The organism is Streptomyces sp. NPDC013457 (assembly GCF_043089925.1).
Classification (GTDB): domain Bacteria; phylum Actinomycetota; class Actinomycetes; order Streptomycetales; family Streptomycetaceae; genus Streptomyces.
The window spans coordinates 177,279-195,579 of the sequence record NZ_JBICBL010000016.1; the positions used below are offsets into that span (position 1 = coordinate 177,279).

Here is an 18,301-nt window from a genome sequence, read left to right on the forward strand (position 1 = left end):
CCCCGCGGATCACCCCGAGTGGTTCACCCGGCCCGGCCCCGACTCCAAGGAGAACAGATGAGCGGACACAGACACAGCTGCCTGACGGGAGCGACCGCCCTCGTCCTGGCCCTCACCGGCGGCTCGGCGACGCCGGCCGCGGCGCAGGCGCCCGCACCTGAGGCGGCGTCGGCTCAGACGGCCTCGGCTCATGCGCCCGCTGCGGACCCCGCCCGCGCCACGCTTGCCCCCGGGGACGGCTGGGGCTCGGAGGGCACGGGGACGAGCGGGGGCGCGGCGGCCGTCGCCTCCCGCGTCTTCACCGTCACCACCTGGGAGGAGTTCCGGGCGGCCCTCGCCGTCCCGGGCACCGAGCCGAGGATCGTCAAGGTGAAGGGGACACTGAACGCCACGGCCGCGGGCTGCTCCGCGTTCGAGGCGCCGGGCTACGACTTCCGGCGGTACCTCGCCGACTACGACCCGGCCGTCTGGGGCCGTGACACCGTCGTCAGCGGACCGCAGGAGGAGTTGCGCGCGGCGTCCGCGCAGGCGCAGGGCCGGGCGATCAAGGCGTACGTCCCTGCCAACACGACCGTCGTCGGCGTCGGCAGGAACGCGGGAATCGTCGGCGGGAGCGTGCAGATCCAGGGCGTCGACAACGTCGTGGTCCGCAATCTGACCGTCGAGAGCCCGCTCGACTGCTTTCCGCAGTGGGACCCCACCGACGGGGCCACCGGCGCCTGGAACTCCGAGTACGACAGCATGGTCGTGTACGGCTCCACACACGTCTGGATCGACCACAACACCTTCACCGACGGTGCCCACCCCGACAGTTCGCTGCCGAGGTACTACGGCGAGGTGTACCAGCAGCACGACGGCGAGCTGGACGTCGTACGCGGGGCCGACCTGGTCACCGCGTCCTGGAACGTCTTCGCGGACCACGACAAGACGCTGATGATCGGCAACAGCGACAGCGCGGGAGCCACCGACCGCGGCAGGCTGCGGGTCACTCTGCACCACAACCTGTTCAGGAACGTGATCGAGCGCGCGCCCAGGGTCCGCTTCGGCCAGGTCGACGCGTACAACAACCACTTCGTGGTGCCTGCCACCGGATACGTGTACAGCCTCGGCATCGGCCAGGAGTCCCAGCTCGTGGCCGAGAAGAACGCGTTCACCCTGCCGGCGGGTGTCGGTGCGGGCACCATCCTCAAGAAGTGGAAGGACGCCCCGGTCACGACCGCGGGCAACCTCGTCAACGGTCGGCCCGTCGACCTCCTCGCCGCGCACAACGCCGAGTTCCCCGGTGAGGTCCTGCGGGACGGCGCCGGTTGGACGCCAACGCTGCGCGCCCGCGTGGACGACCCGCGGGCCGTGCCCGGTCTCGTCGACCACCGCGCGGGCGCGGGCAGACTCCACTGACTCAGTCTGGCGGGCCACGCCCGCCGCCCGGCGTCGGCCGGAGTCCGGGCTCCGGCCGGCGCCACCCCCGCACCATGACGTGGATCACATGACTCAACCGATCACTTCGCGCGGCCCGTCCGGTCTTACGTACGACACCACACCGCAGCGACAGAACAGGAACACGACGCCATGGCCGACGCAGTGAAGGGCCCCGCGAGCTACTTCCCCTCGATCGAGAAGAAGTACGGCCGTCCGATCGCCGAGTGGAAGGGACTCATCCGCTCCTCGCCGCTGACCAAGCACATGGAGCTCGTCTCCTGGCTGAAGGCCGAGCACGGCATCGGGCACGGCCACGCCAACGCCCTCGTCGCGCACACGCTCGCGGAGGACAGCGGCAAGTGATCCCGCGGCCCGGTCAATTCGCTCGCGCGCGACCGGCCGGGCCTGGCAGGATCCCCCGCATGACCTACGGAATCGAGTCCCACTCCGCCCTGTGAGCGCCCCGGACGAGCGCGGCGCGCTCACCCCTCGGCCCTCCCTGTACGACTACGCGCTGCGCCGGTACGGCGCGGAGCCCGACGGCCGCCTCCCCGAAGGGGGATACCCCGTCCCTGATCCGCCGCCCCGGCCTCTCTCCCCGCTCGACCGGCGCACGGCGCGCCAGAACGCCATCGACGCCGTCACTCCCTTCCTGACCGACCCGGACGCCGTGCGCGCCGCCGACGGCGTGCAGCGGCGCCTGGACGAGCTGGGTCTGCGGAACCACCACGTCCGCCGCGTCGTGGCAGGCCTTCCGCTGGCGGACGAGGCGGCCGCGCTGGCGCTCGCCCGCCGGCTGACCCGTACGGGCTCCGGCAGTGCGGCCGTCGCTCTCGGCCTCGGCCTCCTGGCCAGGCTCGGCGAACCGGAGGACGTGCCCTGCCTCCGGATCCTCGGCCTGATCCGGGACTTCACGGGTGATGCCGTGGAGGCGCTCGCCCGCCTCGACCGCCCCGCGGCCGCCCTCGTCTGGCTCGCCGTACGCGTCAAGGACCGCGAGGTGCGTCCACTGGTCGACGCCCTCGCGGCCGGCGACGACCAGGCCGCCCGGGCCCGGCTGACGACGGTCCCCGCGAGCCCGCGTGCCCTCGGGCCCGAGACCGCCCGCAGGATCGCGGAGGCGGTCCGGCTCGCCGACGTCCTGCGCGAGGATCCGGTCGATCCCGGCGTCCTCGCACAGGCGGCCCGGCTGCTGTCGCGGATGACCAGCCAGCGTGACTACCGTCCCGAGATCCTCCTCTACGAGGAGGCCGTCACCGCCTACGAGTCCGTCGTCGAGCGGGCGGCCCTGCTCCCTCCGACCCTCGACCACTGCGCGACCCTCCTCTCGCTCGCCCTCGACCTGCACAGCGGCCCCAGCAGCGTGCTCCCCTGGCGGCCTGGCAGACGCGCGGAGCTGCTCGACACGCTGGAGTCCGTCCTGCGCGCACCCGCATGGGAGGCCTTGGCCGGTCTCGACTCCGAGGACCCCGCCGATCGGCGCCGGATCCGGTGGATCCGGCGCACGGCCCGGCAGCCCTTCCGCCTCTCCGCGGCGGACGCGCCCGGGCTCCGCATCGAGGTCGCCGTGCGCGATCCCGCCGACCCGGACGTCGCCGAGACCCGCCCGCTGATCGACGGCCGGCCGATCCTCCCGGAGGCCTTCGGCCTGGGCCCCGGAAACGCGCCGGAGGAGCTCCTCGACAGCGGACGTCTGCGGGCGACGGCCGAGCCCCGGGAGGTCCAACTCGCCGAGGCCTACTGCACCGAGGGCTGCTGCGGCGCTCTCTACGTCACCGTGCAGCGGGACGGGGACCAGGTCGTCTGGCGTGACTGGCGGCGCACGTCGTCCGTGCGGCGCGGGCAGACGGAACTCCCCGCCTACCGCTTCGACGCGGCCGACTACGACGCCGAGATCGCACGCGCCGAGAACGACCACTCCTGGGCGTGGCCTGCCCGGATCACGGCACGGCTCCTCGCCGCGGGCCTGCGTGACCGGCCCGACCTCCTGTCGCGCTGGGACGCGCGGTTCGGATGGGTGGGCACCGACTACCACGATCCGGACACCACGGTGCTGTCCTTCGCGTACCAGCCGGGGCTCGCGCCGCGTGACGGCCTCGCCGGAGGGCGGCTGGACATGGACCGCCCTTGGCTGCAGTTCCTCTGGAACCTGCCGGACGACGGCACACCCCCCGAGGCCAGGGCGGCAGCCGCTCTGGCGCGCCTGGAATCGACCGATCCGACGACCCTCGCGCAGGTGAGGGGCGGCAGCAGGGAGCGCGCCGAGGCGCTCGGCTTCCCCTGGCCGGAGGGTGAGCGGAAGCCGCGGCAAGCCGGCGGGTGACCAGGCCTAGCGGGTGTCGCCCTCCCAGTCCCAGTGCACCCCGTCGCCCTCCCGTGGCCCGTACCGGGCGTGACCGCCCGGGCCGTAGGCGCCGATCTCCGTGGCGAGGGCGGCCCCCTCCTCGAGCTGCCCCGCGGTCCATCCCGTGACGTCGAGGAGGAGGCCGTCCAGGGGGCCGGCCACCAGCTCGCGGTAGACCCGCCCGGGTCTGGGGCCGGGATGGGGATCGTCGTGGTCGGCGCCGTAGACACGGCCTCGCATCAGCTCGTCCATACCCGGCAGCATCGCACCCGGCACTGACACTCGCCCGGTCGCGAACGGACGGTCAGGCCGCCGGGGCGATGTTCTGGTTCGAGCGGAAGACGTTGCCGGGGTCGTACTCCCGTTTGAGGGCCCGCAGCCTGCGGAGCTTCTCGGTTCCGTACGCCTGCTCGACGCGGGCCGCGCCCTCCTCCATGAGGAAGTTGACGTAGACGCCCGCGTGGTACGGCTCCAGCGCGGACCACCAGTCCCGTGCCCAGGCCCGCGCCTCGTCGAAGCCCTCGGCGTCGTAGCAGTTGCCGTTGATGTTGAAGGTGTGGCCCACGCTCCGCCCGCTGCACGCGGTCTCGTCCTCACCCACACGGGCGACCGCACCGCCCAGGTGGAAGATGTTGCACGTCGAGAGCGGGGAGGTGAGCTGCTGGGCGTGGGCCGCGCTGATGCCGATCACCTCGTCGTCGAGGCGCTCGATGTCGCATGAGCGGACGTAGTACCACCAGCCGGGGCGGAACGAGGGGTCGAACATCGACTGATGCTGGAGGAAGGGCTTGGGCGCGCAGAGGTCGAGGAGCGGTGTCCCGAACGTCCGCAGGGGGCGGAGCACCCGCCCGCCCGTCTCGATGTCCCCGGTGTAGCAGCTGATCACCGCGATGACCGGCCTGCCGTGCAGCTCCGGCGGGATCGACGGGAGGGGCGGGGCCTTGCGGTGGACGACGATGGTGGTCAGCTCGTCGGGGACGTCGGTGATCCACTCGCGGTAGAAGGCGAGGACGTGCGGCGCCTCTTCCAGCGGCCAGAGAATGGGTCCGGCGAGCACGGTGGGTCCCACGGGGTTGAGCCGGAACTCGAACTCGGTGACGACGCCGAAGTTGCCGCCCGCGCCTCGCAGGCCCCAGAAGAGTTCGGATTCGCGGTCCGCGCTCGCCGTGACGAAGGTGCCGTCGGCGGTGACCAGGTCGGCGGAGAGCAGCTGGTCGACCGTGAGCCCGTACTTGCGCATGAGCCAGCCGATCCCTCCGCCGAGGGTCAGCCCGGCGAGGCCGGTGTGCGTCACGATCCCGGCGGGCACGGCCATCCCGAAGTGCTGCGTCTCGCGGTCGAGTGCCCCGAGCAGCACCCCCGCCTGGGCTCTGACCGTGCGGTTCACGGGGTCGACGCGGATTCCGTTCATGGCCGACATGTCGATGACGAGTCCGCCGTCGACCAGCGACTGGCCGGGGAAGCTGTGTCCGCCGCTCCGTACCGCGACCGGCAGCCCACTGCGCGTCGCGCTCTCCAGCGCCGCGGCGACGTCGGCGACGCCGGTGCAGTACGCGACGAGGGCGGGGAACTTGCTGATGGACCCGTTCCAGATGCGCCGCGCCTCGTCGTAGGCGGGATCGTCGGGTCGGACGAGCCTGCCGGAGAAGGATCGCTCCAGCTCCTGGAAGGCCGCCTCGTCCACGCGCGCGGCTGCGGGAGGTGCGCCCATCGTGACTCCTCGGCCGATCGGGCTCCTCCTGCCAGGCTCCCACCGGCAGCGAGCCGGTGCCAGCCCGGTCCGGGCGCGCCGGAGCGTCGACGTACTCGAGGGGCGGCTCAGGCGCCGACGGTGCCGTCGATTCCCTCGCGGAGGAAGTCCGCGTGGCCGTTGTGGCGGCCGTACTCGAGCAGCACGTGGACCATGACCATCCGCAGGGACACGTCCTCGCCCCACCGCGGCTGGTGTCCCTCGAGGTCGAGGGACGCGGCCTCCCGCTCGATCCTCCGGGAGGTCTCGACCTCGGCCTCCCAGGCGGAGAAGGCCTCGGCGCGGGTCGACCGGCTCGCGTCGTACGCGGCCTGGAAGTCGGCCTTGTCCGACCAGACCATCGGAGCCTCGCCGTCCTCGAAGACCCGGCGGAACCAGGCGCGTTCCACCTCGGCCATGTGCCGGACGAGGCCGAGCAGAGAGAGCGTGGAGGGCGCCATCGGGCGCTCCCTCAACTGCGCGTCGTCGAGTCCCTCGCACTTCATGGCGAGCGTCGCGCGCTGGTAGTCGAGAAAGGCGCGGAGGGTCTCACGTTCGCCGCCGAGCAGGGGCGGCGCGATGCGCGGGTCGGTGGTCACGGGTGCTGCTCCTCTGCGAGATCCGTCGCGTTCCCCGAACGTACCCGGATCCTCCGGCGGTTCACTCGCCGGGTGGGCGCTGCCGCTCCGCGGTCAGCGCGGCGACGAGCAGCCCGGCCAGGCCGGCCCAGACCAGCACGGCGGCGCCGCCGACCGTCACCCCTCCCACGGCGCCGAGCGCGAGCGCGGCGCCCGCCCCTGCGCCCAGGGCCCGCCGGTCGGTGGCGAAGGCCCAGGCACGGCGGCCGGCGCCGGGCGTACGCATCTCGAGCACCGCGCTGCGGCACACCAGCACAGCCGCGGCCACCACCGCGGTCATCACGGACGCGTCCATGGCCACCTGCCTCTCGCCGCCCATCGTCGCGCAGACCGACGAGCCCGCACAGGGGTGTGACCCGGTGTGACGGGACCGACGCTTCACGCGACCACCCGAGATGCGGGGCCGCGGGACCCGGGAGCATCCTGTCTGTGTGACGTCGCACCGCGAGGCCGGCTCCTCCCCGTCGGCGCGGACCGGGGACGTTCCTGGGAACGTGGAGGCCGACGGGCGGCCGCTGGACGCCCTGCCTCTGGTTCTGGCCGAGGCCACGCTGCGTTCGATCGAGGCGGTCGGAGGCTACGCGGGCACCGTCTACCTGCGCTCCGGGACACCGGACCTGCTCAGGATGGCGGTGCTCGCCGGGCTCCCCGGGCAGCTGTTCCGGCCATGGTGGCGCATGCACGCGAACCGTCCGTTCCCGGTGGCCGAGGTGCACCGCTCGGGCCAGCCGGTGCACCTATCCGACGTCGACGAGGCCATGCGCCAGTTCCCCCAGCTGGTGGCCAGTCTCCCCTTCCCCTTCGCCTCCCTGTACGCGCCCATCGTCAGCGGCCGGGACCGCTTCGGGGTGCTCGTGGTGCTGCGCACACCGAGCCCCGGCGTGCCGGTGAACTCCCGGGACCGGATGCGGATGGCGCGGGAGGCGCGCCGGCTCGGCGACACCCTCATGAACCTCGCCGAGAGCGGCACCGTCGTCGAGTGGCCCGGTGAGCCGGTGTGCGTCCAGCTTCCCTCGGGCGGTACGAAGCCGGTCCGCATCGGCTACTTCGACTGGGACCTGACCACCGGAACCGTCACCGCCGACGCCGGGCTGCGGGCGATCATCGGGGAGAGCACCGACGGCCCGTTCCCGGGGACCATGGAGGCGCTGACCGCGCGGCTCGCTCCGGAGGACAGCGCCGCGCTGTGGACCATGGCCCGCCGTGCGGCCGAGTCGGGGGCCCAGATGGCGCGCCGGATCCGGCTCAAGGGTCCCGACGGCGGCCTCCACCTCCTGGAGGTCTCCGCCCGCGCCGCGGGCGACCGCCCGGGGCGGCTGAAGGGGTCCCTGGTCGACCTGGGCACCGGTCTGGTCGGCTCCGACGCCACCGACCGGCTCCCACGGGCCATCATCGCCATCGACCGCCTGGGCCGGATCACGTACGTGAACCATCTGACCGAGGCCCTCCTCGGCAGACCACGCGCCTCGCTCGCCGGGCTGACCATGTGGGAGGCCCTGCCGTGGTTCAACAATCCCGCGTACGAGGAGCACCTGCGCGCCGCGCTGCTCTCCGACGAGCCCGTGCACTTCCTGGCCCACGTTCCCGACGGGGAGTGGCTCTCGGTCTCGCTCTACCCCGGCCACGACGGCGTCACGATCGTGCTGCTCCCCGAGACCGACCCGGCCTACAAACCCAGTTCGGTCGCCCAGCCGGACTCAGGTCTCGGCTCGCCGGCTGACCGGGCGTCGGCGTTGTACCGGCCGGTGGCGCTCGCGATCGCGCTCACCGAGGCGGTCACGGCCCGCCAGGTCTCGGCGGTGGTGACCGACGAGCTGCTGCCCGCGTTCGGCGGCCGGCAGCTCGCGATCTATCTGCTGAGCGACCGGCATCTGTACCTGGCGTGGGAGACCGGGTTCCCGCCGGGGTTCCTGGAGCCCTTCGACGGTGTGGGGCTCGACGCCCATCTGCCCGGCGTCGAGGTGCTCGCGACCGGCCGGCCGCTGTTCTTCGAGTCGATCGAGCAGATGAGCCGCGCCTATCCGGAGCTCCCGCTGGACGCGCTCTCGGGAGCCCGTGCCTTCCTGCCCCTGATCGCCTCGGGCCGGCCGGTCGGCTCGTGCATCCTCGGCTTCGACCGACCGCGCGGCTTCAGTCCGGAGGAGCGTACGGTCCTGACGGCGCTGGCCGGGCTCATCGCCCAAGCCCTGGAGCGGGCCCGGCGGTACGACAGCGAGGCCGCTCTCGCCCGCGGGCTGCAGGACGCGCTGCTCCCGGCGCGGCTGCCGGTCCGCGACCACGTCGACACCGTGGCGCGGTACCTGCCCGGCACCACGGGCATGGACGTGGGCGGCGACTGGTACGACGTGGTCGAGACCGGGCAGGGACTGCTGGCCCTGGTGGTCGGCGACGTCCAGGGCCACGGTGTCGCCGCCGCGGCGACGATGGGGCAACTGCGGAGCGCGGTGCGGGCCTTCGCGCTCAGCGGCCAGTCCCCCGAGGACGTGCTGATGGGTACGAACCGGCTGCTGATCGACCTCGACCCCGGGCAGTTCGCCAGCTGCTGCTACATGGTGCTCGACCCGGCGAGGGGTACGGTCCAGGCGGTTCGTGCGGGGCATCCCCAGCCACTGCTGCGGCGCCCGGACGGAACGGCGGAGGTACTGGAGCTGGCGGGCGGTCTGGTCCTGGGGATCGACGCCGAGGCAACGTATCCGGTGACGGAACTGCACCTGGAGCCCGGGGCGGTCCTGGCGCTGTACACGGACGGTCTCGTGGAGCGTCCGGGCCGGGACATCGACGAGGGGGTCGAATGGCTGCGCCGCACCTTCTCCGTCACCGGGTCGATCCCCCTGTCGGAGACGGCGGACCGGCTGATCCGGGACGCCCGGCAGGCCACCGACCGCCCGGACGACATCGCGGTCCTGCTCGCCGCCCGCTGGACGCACTGAGCGGTCGCCGTGCCACAGGGGGCGTCCTCACCCGGTCGGCCCCGTGGCACTGGTCGGCGGGGCCGGTGCCGGAGAGGCTGGGGGCATCAGACAGGCACCCCGAGGAGGACGTGTGCAGCAGGACAAGCAGCCGGAGTACCGCCCCGTGGTCTTCCGCGACCGCTCCGCCGGGTTCGCCTTCCTCACCCGGTCCACGGCGACGAGCGAGCAGACCATCGAGTGGGACGACGGCAGAAGCTATCCCGTGGTCGATGTCGAGATCTCGTCCGAGAGCCATCCGTTCTACACGGGCAAGGCGCGCACGGTGGACACCGAGGGCCGCATCGCGAAGTTCGAACGCCGGTACGGGGAGGGCGGCGAGGAGTCCTGAGCCGACGCGGCCGGCTCCGCCCCCACGGGCGGGGACTCGCGAGAACGGACGACCGCCCCCGCGTGGTGCTGTGCGGGGGCGGTCGTACGGATGCGGTGCGGCTCAGGCCTCGACGACGCCGGACGCGGCGACGACGATCTTGGCGCTGGTCGCGCCGGAGCGGGAGCCCAGGCCCTCGATCTTCTTGACCAGTTCCTGGCCCTCGACGACCTCGCCGAAGACGACGTGCTTGCCGTCGAGCCACGGGGTGAGGACCGTGGTGACGAAGAACTGGGAGCCGTTGGTGTTGCGGCCCGCGTTCGCCATCGACAGCAGGTACGGACGGTCGTGCTTGAGGGTGAAGTTCTCGTCGGGGAACTTCTCGCCGTAGATGCTCTTGCCGCCGGTGCCGTTCTGGTTGGTGAAGTCGCCACCCTGGAGCATGAACTCGGGGATGACGCGGTGGAACGGGGAGCCCGCGTAGCCGAAGCCGTGCTCGCCGGTGGCGAGCTCACGGAAGTTCTTCGTCGTCTTCGGGACGACGTCGTCGAACAGCTTGAAGACGATACGGCCCGAGGGCTCGCCGTTGATCTCGATGTCGAAGTAAACGTTGTTGCTCATGGGGACATCCTGTCATTCCCGCTCACGCTGCGCGCGCACGGGCTGCCCTTCGGAGGGTCACACCAGTCCGCCGGCGTCCGGAGTCCCGGGGAGGCTGTCGGCGACGAGGGGGGCGGCTCCGTCCAGCAGGGGGCCGACCGGATTGTCGTTCTGCAGGAGTCCGGTGGTGCCGGTCGCGCCGTGGTCGGCCGCGGAGGCGTGCGGCGGCGGGGTGACGAGAGCCGTGACGACACCGGCGGCGAGGGAGGCGATGGCGAGCATGCTGCGCTTCTTCATGCCCTGGTCAACTGTCGAGAGGCCGAGGGGTTACGGCCCGCGACCCAGGTGAACGAAGAGCGCACCCCATATCATTCGAATTCCACCCATAACCAGTGCAACCGTATGGTTGTGGTGGATGTCTTCCCTAGTGACACCACTGTCCCCGTAGCAGCAGAGATGGGGGACGTCATGCTTCATCGTCAGAGCCTCGCGGCCGTGGCCGCCGGCATCGTCCTGGCCGCAGGGATCGGTGCCACGATCCCCGCCGGAGCCTCCACGGAGCGGTCAGGGGCGAAGGCACCGCCCTCGACCGCGCTCGTGGTCGACGCCCGCTGGGGCGGGCACTCCACCTTCGACCGGCTCGTCGTCGACCTGCGGGGCGCGATGCCCCCGGTCACCGTGACGCCGGTCCCGGTACTCCACTACGACGGCTCGGGCCAGCGGGTTCCGCTCGCGGGGAAGTACTTCCTCGAGATCAGGCTGTCCCCCGCCGCCGCACACGACGAGTCAGGCCGGTCCGTCTACCAGGGCCCCCGGCTCCTGAAGATCTATCTCCCCACGCTCAAGGGCGTCGCCCTCACGGGCGACTTCGAGGGTGTGGTGACCATCGGGGCGGCCTTCGACACGAAGCCCGTCTACAAGGTCCGCACGCTCCACTCCCCCGAGCGCGTCGTGCTCGACATCGACCACCCGGTCGGTTGCCGGACCTGAGAAAGGACACCCCGGCGGGGGCGTACCGGTGACGCCCCCGCCGGGCCGTCCGCTCAGAGGTCGACGCCCGACTCCACGTACACGGTCGTGCCGGCCCGTCGCGCGCGGTCGATCTCGGCGAGCCGGGCGAAGCTCCCCGGCGTCATCTCCCGCTCCCACTCGGCGAGGCTGCGGAGGCGGAACTCGCTGTGCTCGTCCGGGTCGAGGACGACCCCGGCGAGCTGCTCGTCCGTCAGGACGCCCCCGTCGAAGATGAATCCGATGTGATTGGCGGGCCACTCCTCGCCCCGGTCGGATACGAAGTGGGTGCCGATGAGCCTCGGCTCGCCCTCGAAGACGATCCCGGTCTCCTCACGGCACTCGCGGACCGCGGTCTGCCACGGCGTCTCCCCCGGGTCCATGTTCCCGCCGGGCCACTGCCACAGCCCGGTGCTGTAGGTGGCGCGCAGCTGGAAGGGCCGGCCGTCGGCGTCGGTGAAGTACAGGCAGGCGTACGCCGTCGCCCTCGGCAGCGTCGCGATGTAGTCGGCGGGCGGCAGCCAGGTGTTCGGCATGGGTCAGCTCTCTTTCGACGGGCCGGGTGGAACGCCTCCATCCAACCGTTCGCCCCGCCCCTGACCGGCGCCTCGCGATCATGACCACCGGATCGTGTGATCACGGAGCCGCGGGGCCCGCCCCCGTACGCGATGATGGCGAGTCGGCCCGCCGCATCGTCCCGTCGGGTCGGCACGCCGACCGGCTCGTCGTGACGCGGCGTCAGGCGAGGTCGTCCGGCAGTTCGGCGGGCAGCCGGTCGATGTGGCGCCGGACCAGGTGTTCGTGGATGAGACGCCCGACGAGGGCGGCGCCGTAGACCACGAAACCGACGCCGACGAGCCAGGACTGCAGCACGAGGACCGTGCCGAACGGTCCGTACGTGAAGGCGTTGGAGACGATCAGCGGGGAGAAGACGAACTGGGAGAAGATCCGCAGCCCGAACAGCCCCAGAGCCGTGCAGACCGCGCCCGGGGCGAGGGCTCGCCAGCGGATGCGGCCGCAGAGGAGGAACCGCTGCGACCACCAGAAGAAGAAGAAGGTGCCGGCGACGTCGCCGACGGCGACCAGGACGGTGGTGGCCGTGGAGGACTGCGCGGGCACGGGGGCGGTGACGAAGAGGAGGAGCGCGACGACGAGCACGGCGAGCCAGACGACGTGCCGCCACATCGTGTGCCAGCGGGCGGTGGGAATGTCCCAGATCCGTTCGTAGCCGGTCTGGACGGCCGACCCGAAGGTCACACCGAACGCGGCGAGGGCGGCGAGGCCGAAGGCCGTGGTGCGCTGCAGGGCCTGCCCCGGCTTGCCGAAGAGCTCTTCGACCTCCTCCTGCGAGACCTCGGCGACGCCGAGCCCCTGGATCAGCCAGCGGGCGAAGCCCTGGCCGCTGGCGAGGTCGGCCGCGGCCACCACGATGAGCAGCGGGACGAGCGTGAGGAGGCTGAGCGCCGCGAAGCCCATGGCGCGGTGCATCAGCTCCACCTCGCGGCCGCGGTTCCAGGCGAGCCCGACGACCGAGGTGAGGACGGACCGGTGAAGCCGGCGGAGCCGGTGACCGTGCTCGGCGGGGGCACCGTCGTGGGGCGCGCCGGGAGTGGGGGGCATGCCACGGGGAGTACCCGCCCAGGCGGCAGGACCCCTCCGACATGCCGCCGAACGGGGGATCCGGGCCCGTCGTGGACAGCGAGGTCCGACGGGACGAGGGGCGGGCGGACCCGTCGCGGGAGCGCCCGCCCGGTGTCGGTGGGTTCAGGTTCGGGCGGGCGTGAGGCCGGTGCGGGTGCAGCCGTCCGGTGCCGTGTCCGGGCGTCCTGAGGACGCCTGGAGCGCGGCGCTCACCAAGGTCGCCAGCAGATCGATGTCGGACCCCATGTCCAGACGGACCGTCACCCACCCCGAGCCGGCGCGCAGTCGCACGGCGCTGGACCCGAGAAGGGCGGGGCGCAGTTTCGCGATCATGGCTCGGGTGAGGTGGACGTCGGCCTCGTGCTCACCGTGGAAGTGCACGATGTCGTGCGTCGCGCTACGCAGCCCGAGCTCGGCGCCGCACTGGGCGCGGCCGGGGGCCAGCGAGGGCCAGCTCATCAGACGTTCACTGGCGTGCCGGGCGGTGTTCATACCCAGGAGCGTGCCGGGACGGAGGGGCTTGCACAAGCGTCCGGCGGAAAGAATCGCACCGGGTGGTGAAAACAGGCCGTTGCTGGTCACACACGGCACCTGCCGTCTCACAACGTGCTTCGCGGAGACCGCCGTTCGTGCCGGTCGGGGCGGTGATTCCGTGTGGAGTGCACGCCTGCGGGTCGGAAGGGGACGACGGGAGACCACCGGTGGAGACGCCTCGCGTTCAGGAGGGCGGAGCGACGCCGGCGTAGACGACCTCGAACTCCTCGACGCTCCTCGTGATCATGTGCGCCTGCGCGGTGGCCGCGCCCCTGATCGCCGCCACGCCGGCGCGTGAGGCCGCCAGGGCGTCGCGGTCGCTCCAGACGACGCCCACCATCGCCCGGCCGGCGGTGCGGTCCACGAGCAGGGATCCGCCGGCGAAACCGGGGAGCGCCTCCAGCCCCGGCAGCGCCATGTCCCGGAAGACCCCGGTCAGGGTGTCCGTTTCGGCCGGTTCGAACTCCAGGCGTACGAGCCGGAACCACGCGCCGGGTCCGACGGACCGCGGCGGCCGCGCCACGGCCGCCTCCCAGTTGTCGACGGCCGCGGTCCGGGCGAACGGTGCGAGCTGCGTGGCGCGCGTCTCGCGCAGCACCTCGTCGCTGGCGTCCCGGGACCTCTCGTCGTCCCACCACGTCGCCACCAGGAGCTTGCCGAGTTCCCTGTCGACGAACAGCCCCATGCCCCGGAACCCCGGCTGCTCCGAGACCAGCGCGCGGCCTTCCGAGGCGGTCGTGTCGACCGCGGCGCCGAGCTCGGCCGGATCTCCTGTCGCATACAGCGTGCGCACGTACACAGCGGTCCCTTCGTCTGCCCGGCGTCCTGCCCGCGGGGGGTCGCCGACGGTGGGCGGACCCGGGTGGACCCGCTCCCGTTCCATGCGATGGCCTCGACGGGCGGTCGGCAAGGGGGCCGGGGCGTCCGGGTGACCGCGCAGGGCCACGCCCGATCCGCCCGGAGCCGCCCGGCCTCACGCTGCCGCTAGGGCTGGGAGCGCTCCCGGATGCGGGCCGCGAGGACGGCGACGTCGTCCTCGGCGTGGTGCGCGTCGAGCCGCTGGAGCACCTCGTCGACGAGCTCCTCGGGGCTGGAGCCGGGCCGCAGGCGGAGCGAGGACAGCCGGGCGAGCGAGACGTCGATGTCCTCGCCGCGCCGCTCGACCAGTCCGTCCGTGAAGAGCACGAGCGTGTCGGCCGGGGCGAGGGTACGGGTCACGGGTTCGTAGCCGCCGACCCCGGTGCCCAGCGGAGGGCCGACAGGGAGGTCGACCAGGTCGGCGGAGCCGTCCGCCGCGAAGACGGCGGGCGGCAGGTGGCCGGCGCTCGCGAAGGTGGCCGAGCCGCGTGCCGGGTCGACCTGGACGAGCAGGCAGGTCGCGGGGCGCAGCCCGCCGTCGTCGGCGATCACGGAGTCGAGCTGGCGGAGGACGCGGTGCGGCGGCAGGTCGGTCGAGGCCACGTCGCGCAGGGCGGTGCGGTACGCGTTCATGTCGACGGCGGCGTCGAGCCCGTGCCCCATCACGTCCCCGACGACGAGGAGGCTCCGGCCGAAGTGGAGCCGTACGCTCTCGAACCAGTCGCCGCCCACCAGGGTCCTGGCGCCGGCCGGGAGATACCGGCCCGCGACCTCCAGATTGGGGTGCGGCCGGCCCGGCTCGGCGACCAGCGCCTGCTGGAGGTGGAAGGCGGTCCGTTCGGTGGCGGCGAGCCGGCGGGCGTGGCCGAGCTGGACGGCGGCGAGCCGCGCCGCGTCGTGGACCGTGGCCGTCTCGTGCTCGCCGAGGTCGTGGGCCCGGGCGACGACGGCGCTGACGGACCCCACGGCGCGCCCCTGCCACTGCAGGGACACGGACACGACCTGGACGGGGTCGCCGCTGGAGGCCGCGTCCGCGTGGGCGTGGGGCGCCCCCTTCTCCTGCCACGGTTCCACCCGGTCCACGAGCTTGGGGTCGCCGGCCACCGCGACCCGGACCCAGCCGGGCTCGTCCTCGGGCCGTACGTCCACGGCCGCCGCGTCGAAGCCGTGCCGGCAGAGGAACCCGGCCAGGCCTTCACAGACACTCCGCTCGTCGGGGTGCGAGCCGATCTCCTCGATCGCGTCCGTCGCGGCTCGCAGCCGGGCCAGGACCGCCGCATGCTCCTCGACCAGGGAGCCCTGTTCCCCCGCTCGCTCCGACAAGACACCTCCACCGCCGCGACGGCCCGAGAAGCGCACAGCGCACACATCCCATTGGACCAGCGGCGCGATCCGCCCGCGCGCCACACCGGCCGGACCAGGAGTCCATCACATTCCGTGACCCCATAGCCAGATCTTTCCGCCCGGCGCCGCGCGGCGCGGGTGATCGCGCCCGATCTTCACCCCTTCCCCCCGGCTCATCGGGGTCGCCGGCGCCCCTCGCCTCGTCGGTGGCCTTGACCGCACGTGCGGTCAGGACGGTTGTGCAACCGGGCGGGAACTGATCGAGTACGCGTATGGCTACCGGCCAGTACGGAATCGCGCTGCTCCTGGGGGAACCATGACGACGACCGGCTGCTTCAGCTCCGTGGACGACGTCGCCGAGCGGCTCGCCGCCACCGGGTACCTGGCCTCGCCCGCCGTCGCGACCGCCGTCTTCCTCGCCGACCGGCTCGGCAAGCCCCTCCTCGTGGAGGGTCCCGCGGGGGTCGGCAAGACCGAGCTGGCCAAGGCCGTGGCCCAGGTCGCCGACGCCCGGCTCGTACGGCTCCAGTGCTACGAGGGCGTCGACGAGTCACGCGCCCTGTACGAGTGGAACCACGCCAAGCAGCTGCTGCGGATCACCGCGGGCCGCGACGAGACCTGGGACGAGACGCGCACGGACATCTTCGGCGAGGAGTTCCTGCTCCCCCGCCCGCTCCTCACCGCCATCCGGTCCGCGGAGCCGACCGTGCTGCTCATCGACGAGACGGACAAGGCCGACATCGAAGTGGAGGGACTCCTCCTCGAAGTTCTCAGCGACTTTCAGATCACCGTGCCCGAACTGGGCACCATCACCGCGACCCGGCGCCCCTTCGTCGTCCTCACCTCCAACGCCGGGCGGGAGCTGTCGGAGGCGCTGCGCCGCCGCTGTCTCTTCCTCCACATCGGCTTTCCCGAGGAGGAACTCGAACGCCGGATCGTGACGTCGAAGGTGCCCGGGCTCGACGCGGCCCTGGTGGCGTCGCTGGTCCGCGTGGTCGGGGCGCTCCGCGCGATGGACCTGCGCAAGGTGCCTTCGGTCGCCGAGACCATCGACTGGGCCCGGACGCTCCTCGCCCTCGGCGCGGACGTCCTCGACGAGACGGTGGTCCGCGACAGTCTCGGCGTGATCCTCAAGCATCAGGACGACATCCAGAAGGCGGCCGCCAAGCTCGATCTGGACACGCTGTGACCACGGCACCGGCCGGCGTGACGCCCCGGCTCACCGGTCTGGTACACGCCCTGCGCGCCCACGGACTGTCGATCGGCACGGGCGAGAGCGTGGACGCGGGGAGGGCCCTGGAGGCGGTGGGATTCACCGACCGGGAGCGGATGCGGGAGGCACTCGCCGCGTCACTGCTCCACAAGGAGGCACAGCGCCCGCTCTTCGACCGCGTCTTCGACCTCTACTTCCCCCTCACCACCACGGACCCCGACGATGCTGCTTCGGCCTCCTCGGCCGGCGCGTTCGACACGGCGGCGCTGCGGGACCGGCTGGCCGCCGCCCTGGCCGCCGACGACCGTTCGGCGCTGACGCGGCTCGCGGGCGAGGCGGTGAGCGGTCTCGGCGGGTACGGCTCCGCTCCGGACTCGGACGGCTGGTCCTCGTACCAGACGCTCGCCCGGCTGCGGCCCGAGACCCTGCTCGCCCGTGTGCGGGCCATGCTCCGCGACGCGGCCGTGGACGGACCCGAGTTCACCGACCGGCTCACGGACGACGAGATCCGGCGGCGCATCGAGACGTTCCGGGAACGGGTGCGGACCGAGGCGCGGCGCCGGGTCGCCGAGCGGCAGGGCCGGGACCGGATCGCGCGGCGCGCGGTCGCGGGCACGCCGGACAGCGTCGACTTCCTGCTCGCCGGGCGGGCCCAGCTCGACGAGTTGCGGACGACGGTAAGGCCGCTGGCGCGGAAGCTCGCGACCCGCCTCGCGGCACGTCGGCGGCGCGCCGCGCGCGGACGCGTCGATCTGCGGCGCACGCTCCGTGGTTCGCTGTCGACCGGCGGCGTGCCGATGCGGCCGGCGCTGCGGCGCAGACGGCCCGCGCGCCCCGAACTCGTCCTGCTCTGCGACGTGTCGGGGTCCGTCGCGGGGTTCGCGAGCTTCACCATGCTGCTGGTGCAGGCGTTGCACGACCAGTTCAGCAGGGTGCGGGTGTTCGCCTTCGTCAACCGGGTCGATGAGGTCACCGGCCTCGTCGCGCGGGGTGCGGCGGACCCGGCGGGCCTCGGCGCCCGCATCCTCGAAGAGGCGGTGCTGACCGGCTGGCACGGCCAGAGCGACTACGGGACCGCGCTGGGCGAGTTCGACGAGCGGTACGCCGAAGCAGTCGGCCCGCGCACGGTGGTCTTCGTCCTCGGCGACGCCCGTACGAACATGAGCGACCCGAACCTCGCGGCGCTGAAGCGGATCGCCGACCGGGCGCGCCGGGTGCACTGGCTCAACCCCGAGCAGCCCTCGCTGTGGTCGACGGGCGACTCGGCCGCACTCGCCTACGCCGAACTGGTCGACATGCGTCCGTGCCGCAACGCGCGCCAGCTGAGTGACCTCGTCGGCAGGCTGCTGCCGGTGTGAGCACCCACGTGGCACCATCACGCGTGTGACCACGCCTGAGAAGCCCGCCACCGACCTCCCGCGTGGCATCGGGGCGCCCGCCACGCGGGCGCTGACCGCCGCCGGCTACACCACGCTCGACGCGCTCGCCGGTGTACCGGCGACCGAACTCGCGGCGCTCCACGGCGTCGGCCCGAAGGCGCTGCGCGTGCTGCAGGAGAGCCTGGAGGAGCGCGGCCTCTCCCTCGGCTGACCTCGGACGTCAGGCAGCGCCGCCCTTCGGCTTCTCGTCGTCGACGATCTCGGCGTCGACGACGTCGTCGTCGGCCTTGGCCTCGCCCTGCGGGGCGTCGCCGC

The 18,301-nt window shown here is 72.8% G+C and carries 20 protein-coding genes; 9 read left to right on the forward strand and 11 right to left on the reverse strand.

The genetic code is table 11. The features are described from left to right. The first annotated feature begins 57 nt into the window (after positions 1-57). The 3 genes from ACF1G2_RS33525 (at position 58) to ACF1G2_RS33535 (ending at position 3,742) form a co-directional block, all read left to right on the forward strand. Positions 58-1,398, forward strand: coding sequence for a polysaccharide lyase family 1 protein (locus tag ACF1G2_RS33525; RefSeq protein ID WP_391801931.1), 1,341 nt, complete (start codon positions 58-60; stop codon positions 1,396-1,398). 171 nt (positions 1,399-1,569) lie between these two features. After that, positions 1,570-1,782 (forward strand): DUF4287 domain-containing protein, encoded by a 213-nt coding sequence (locus tag ACF1G2_RS33530; RefSeq protein WP_383309407.1) that lies wholly within the window; start codon positions 1,570-1,572, stop codon positions 1,780-1,782. A 91-nt stretch (positions 1,783-1,873) separates the two neighbouring features. Next, the gene (locus tag ACF1G2_RS33535) at positions 1,874-3,742 is read left to right on the forward strand and encodes a hypothetical protein (RefSeq protein ID WP_391801932.1); all 1,869 of its coding nucleotides are present in this window, start codon (positions 1,874-1,876) and stop codon (positions 3,740-3,742) included. Positions 3,743-3,748: 6 nt separating this feature from the next. Here the strand turns inward: ACF1G2_RS33535 and ACF1G2_RS33540 are convergent, their stop codons facing one another. The 4 genes from ACF1G2_RS33540 to ACF1G2_RS33555 form a co-directional block, all read right to left on the reverse strand. After that, positions 3,749-4,015: a hypothetical protein gene (locus ACF1G2_RS33540; protein ID WP_352190044.1), complete on the reverse strand. Its 267-nt coding sequence runs from the start codon at positions 4,013-4,015 to the stop codon at positions 3,749-3,751. Between the two features lie 52 nt (positions 4,016-4,067). Continuing rightward, positions 4,068-5,474 (reverse strand): FAD-binding oxidoreductase, encoded by a 1,407-nt coding sequence (locus ACF1G2_RS33545; protein ID WP_391801933.1) that lies wholly within the window; start codon positions 5,472-5,474, stop codon positions 4,068-4,070. 107 nt (positions 5,475-5,581) lie between these two features. Then, positions 5,582-6,091 carry a DinB family protein gene (locus ACF1G2_RS33550; protein WP_391801934.1) on the reverse strand — a complete coding sequence of 170 codons (510 nt, stop codon included), beginning with the start codon at positions 6,089-6,091 and terminating at the stop codon, positions 5,582-5,584. A gap of 61 nt (positions 6,092-6,152) precedes the next feature. Then, a complete protein-coding gene (locus ACF1G2_RS33555; protein WP_391801935.1) occupies positions 6,153-6,425 on the reverse strand; it encodes a hypothetical protein in 273 nt (90 codons plus the stop codon). Between the two features lie 136 nt (positions 6,426-6,561). Here ACF1G2_RS33555 and ACF1G2_RS33560 point away from each other — a divergent pair, with 136 nt between their 5' ends. Further along, entirely contained in the window at positions 6,562-9,060 is a 2,499-nt protein-coding gene (locus ACF1G2_RS33560; RefSeq protein WP_391801936.1) for a SpoIIE family protein phosphatase, read from the forward strand. A gap of 112 nt (positions 9,061-9,172) precedes the next feature. Beyond that, positions 9,173-9,430 carry a type B 50S ribosomal protein L31 gene (locus tag ACF1G2_RS33565; protein ID WP_391801937.1) on the forward strand — a complete coding sequence of 86 codons (258 nt, stop codon included), beginning with the start codon at positions 9,173-9,175 and terminating at the stop codon, positions 9,428-9,430. 102 nt (positions 9,431-9,532) lie between these two features. Here ACF1G2_RS33565 and ACF1G2_RS33570 read toward each other — a convergent pair whose 3' ends face one another. After that, positions 9,533-10,030 (reverse strand): peptidylprolyl isomerase, encoded by a 498-nt coding sequence (locus ACF1G2_RS33570; protein WP_391801938.1) that lies wholly within the window; start codon positions 10,028-10,030, stop codon positions 9,533-9,535. A gap of 57 nt (positions 10,031-10,087) precedes the next feature. Beyond that, a complete protein-coding gene (locus ACF1G2_RS33575) occupies positions 10,088-10,306 on the reverse strand; it encodes a hypothetical protein (protein ID WP_391801939.1) in 219 nt (72 codons plus the stop codon). 171 nt (positions 10,307-10,477) lie between these two features. Here ACF1G2_RS33575 and ACF1G2_RS33580 point away from each other — a divergent pair, with 171 nt between their 5' ends. Next, positions 10,478-10,999, forward strand: a complete 522-nt coding sequence (locus ACF1G2_RS33580; RefSeq protein WP_391801940.1) for a hypothetical protein — start codon at positions 10,478-10,480, stop codon at positions 10,997-10,999. A 53-nt stretch (positions 11,000-11,052) separates the two neighbouring features. Here ACF1G2_RS33580 and ACF1G2_RS33585 read toward each other — a convergent pair whose 3' ends face one another. From ACF1G2_RS33585 to ACF1G2_RS33605, 5 genes are all read right to left on the reverse strand, one after another. Continuing rightward, positions 11,053-11,553 carry an NUDIX domain-containing protein gene (locus tag ACF1G2_RS33585; RefSeq protein WP_391801941.1) on the reverse strand — a complete coding sequence of 167 codons (501 nt, stop codon included), beginning with the start codon at positions 11,551-11,553 and terminating at the stop codon, positions 11,053-11,055. A 202-nt stretch (positions 11,554-11,755) separates the two neighbouring features. Then, entirely contained in the window at positions 11,756-12,637 is an 882-nt protein-coding gene (locus ACF1G2_RS33590; RefSeq protein ID WP_391801942.1) for a YhjD/YihY/BrkB family envelope integrity protein, read from the reverse strand. Between the two features lie 144 nt (positions 12,638-12,781). Further along, positions 12,782-13,150 carry a luciferase family protein gene (locus ACF1G2_RS33595; RefSeq protein ID WP_391801943.1) on the reverse strand — a complete coding sequence of 123 codons (369 nt, stop codon included), beginning with the start codon at positions 13,148-13,150 and terminating at the stop codon, positions 12,782-12,784. A 226-nt stretch (positions 13,151-13,376) separates the two neighbouring features. Next, entirely contained in the window at positions 13,377-13,985 is a 609-nt protein-coding gene (locus ACF1G2_RS33600) for a hypothetical protein (RefSeq protein ID WP_391801944.1), read from the reverse strand. Positions 13,986-14,176: 191 nt separating this feature from the next. Next, positions 14,177-15,373, reverse strand: coding sequence for a PP2C family protein-serine/threonine phosphatase (locus ACF1G2_RS33605; RefSeq protein ID WP_391801945.1), 1,197 nt, complete (start codon positions 15,371-15,373; stop codon positions 14,177-14,179). A 337-nt stretch (positions 15,374-15,710) separates the two neighbouring features. Between ACF1G2_RS33605 and ACF1G2_RS33610 the strand changes: the two genes are divergently transcribed. The 3 genes from ACF1G2_RS33610 to ACF1G2_RS33620 are packed head-to-tail and all read left to right on the forward strand — an operon-like array spanning position 15,711 to position 18,197. Further along, entirely contained in the window at positions 15,711-16,583 is an 873-nt protein-coding gene (locus ACF1G2_RS33610; RefSeq protein WP_391801946.1) for an AAA family ATPase, read from the forward strand. After that, the gene (locus tag ACF1G2_RS33615) at positions 16,580-17,965 is read left to right on the forward strand and encodes a VWA domain-containing protein (protein WP_391801947.1); all 1,386 of its coding nucleotides are present in this window, start codon (positions 16,580-16,582) and stop codon (positions 17,963-17,965) included. The genes ACF1G2_RS33610 and ACF1G2_RS33615 overlap by 4 nt, the downstream gene beginning before the upstream one ends. A 25-nt stretch (positions 17,966-17,990) precedes the next feature. Then, positions 17,991-18,197: a DNA-binding protein gene (locus ACF1G2_RS33620; RefSeq protein WP_391801948.1), complete on the forward strand. Its 207-nt coding sequence runs from the start codon at positions 17,991-17,993 to the stop codon at positions 18,195-18,197. The last annotated feature ends 104 nt before the right edge of the window (positions 18,198-18,301 follow it).

Coding starts and splice junctions, on each gene's coding strand:
- ACF1G2_RS33570 (WP_391801938.1), bottom strand. CDS start 10,030: ATGAGCAACAACGTTTACTTCGACATCGAGATCAACGGCGAGCCCTCG.
- ACF1G2_RS33530 (WP_383309407.1), top strand. CDS start 1,570: ATGGCCGACGCAGTGAAGGGCCCCGCGAGCTACTTCCCCTCGATCGAG.
- ACF1G2_RS33540 (WP_352190044.1), bottom strand. CDS start 4,015: ATGGACGAGCTGATGCGAGGCCGTGTCTACGGCGCCGACCACGACGAT.
- ACF1G2_RS33525 (WP_391801931.1), top strand. CDS start 58: ATGAGCGGACACAGACACAGCTGCCTGACGGGAGCGACCGCCCTCGTC.
- ACF1G2_RS33610 (WP_391801946.1), top strand. CDS start 15,711: ATGACGACGACCGGCTGCTTCAGCTCCGTGGACGACGTCGCCGAGCGG.
- ACF1G2_RS33585 (WP_391801941.1), bottom strand. CDS start 11,553: ATGCCGAACACCTGGCTGCCGCCCGCCGACTACATCGCGACGCTGCCG.
- ACF1G2_RS33580 (WP_391801940.1), top strand. CDS start 10,478: ATGCTTCATCGTCAGAGCCTCGCGGCCGTGGCCGCCGGCATCGTCCTG.
- ACF1G2_RS33590 (WP_391801942.1), bottom strand. CDS start 12,637: ATGCCCCCCACTCCCGGCGCGCCCCACGACGGTGCCCCCGCCGAGCAC.
- ACF1G2_RS33595 (WP_391801943.1), bottom strand. CDS start 13,150: ATGAACACCGCCCGGCACGCCAGTGAACGTCTGATGAGCTGGCCCTCG.
- ACF1G2_RS33575 (WP_391801939.1), bottom strand. CDS start 10,306: ATGAAGAAGCGCAGCATGCTCGCCATCGCCTCCCTCGCCGCCGGTGTC.
- ACF1G2_RS33555 (WP_391801935.1), bottom strand. CDS start 6,425: ATGGACGCGTCCGTGATGACCGCGGTGGTGGCCGCGGCTGTGCTGGTG.
- ACF1G2_RS33545 (WP_391801933.1), bottom strand. CDS start 5,474: ATGGGCGCACCTCCCGCAGCCGCGCGCGTGGACGAGGCGGCCTTCCAG.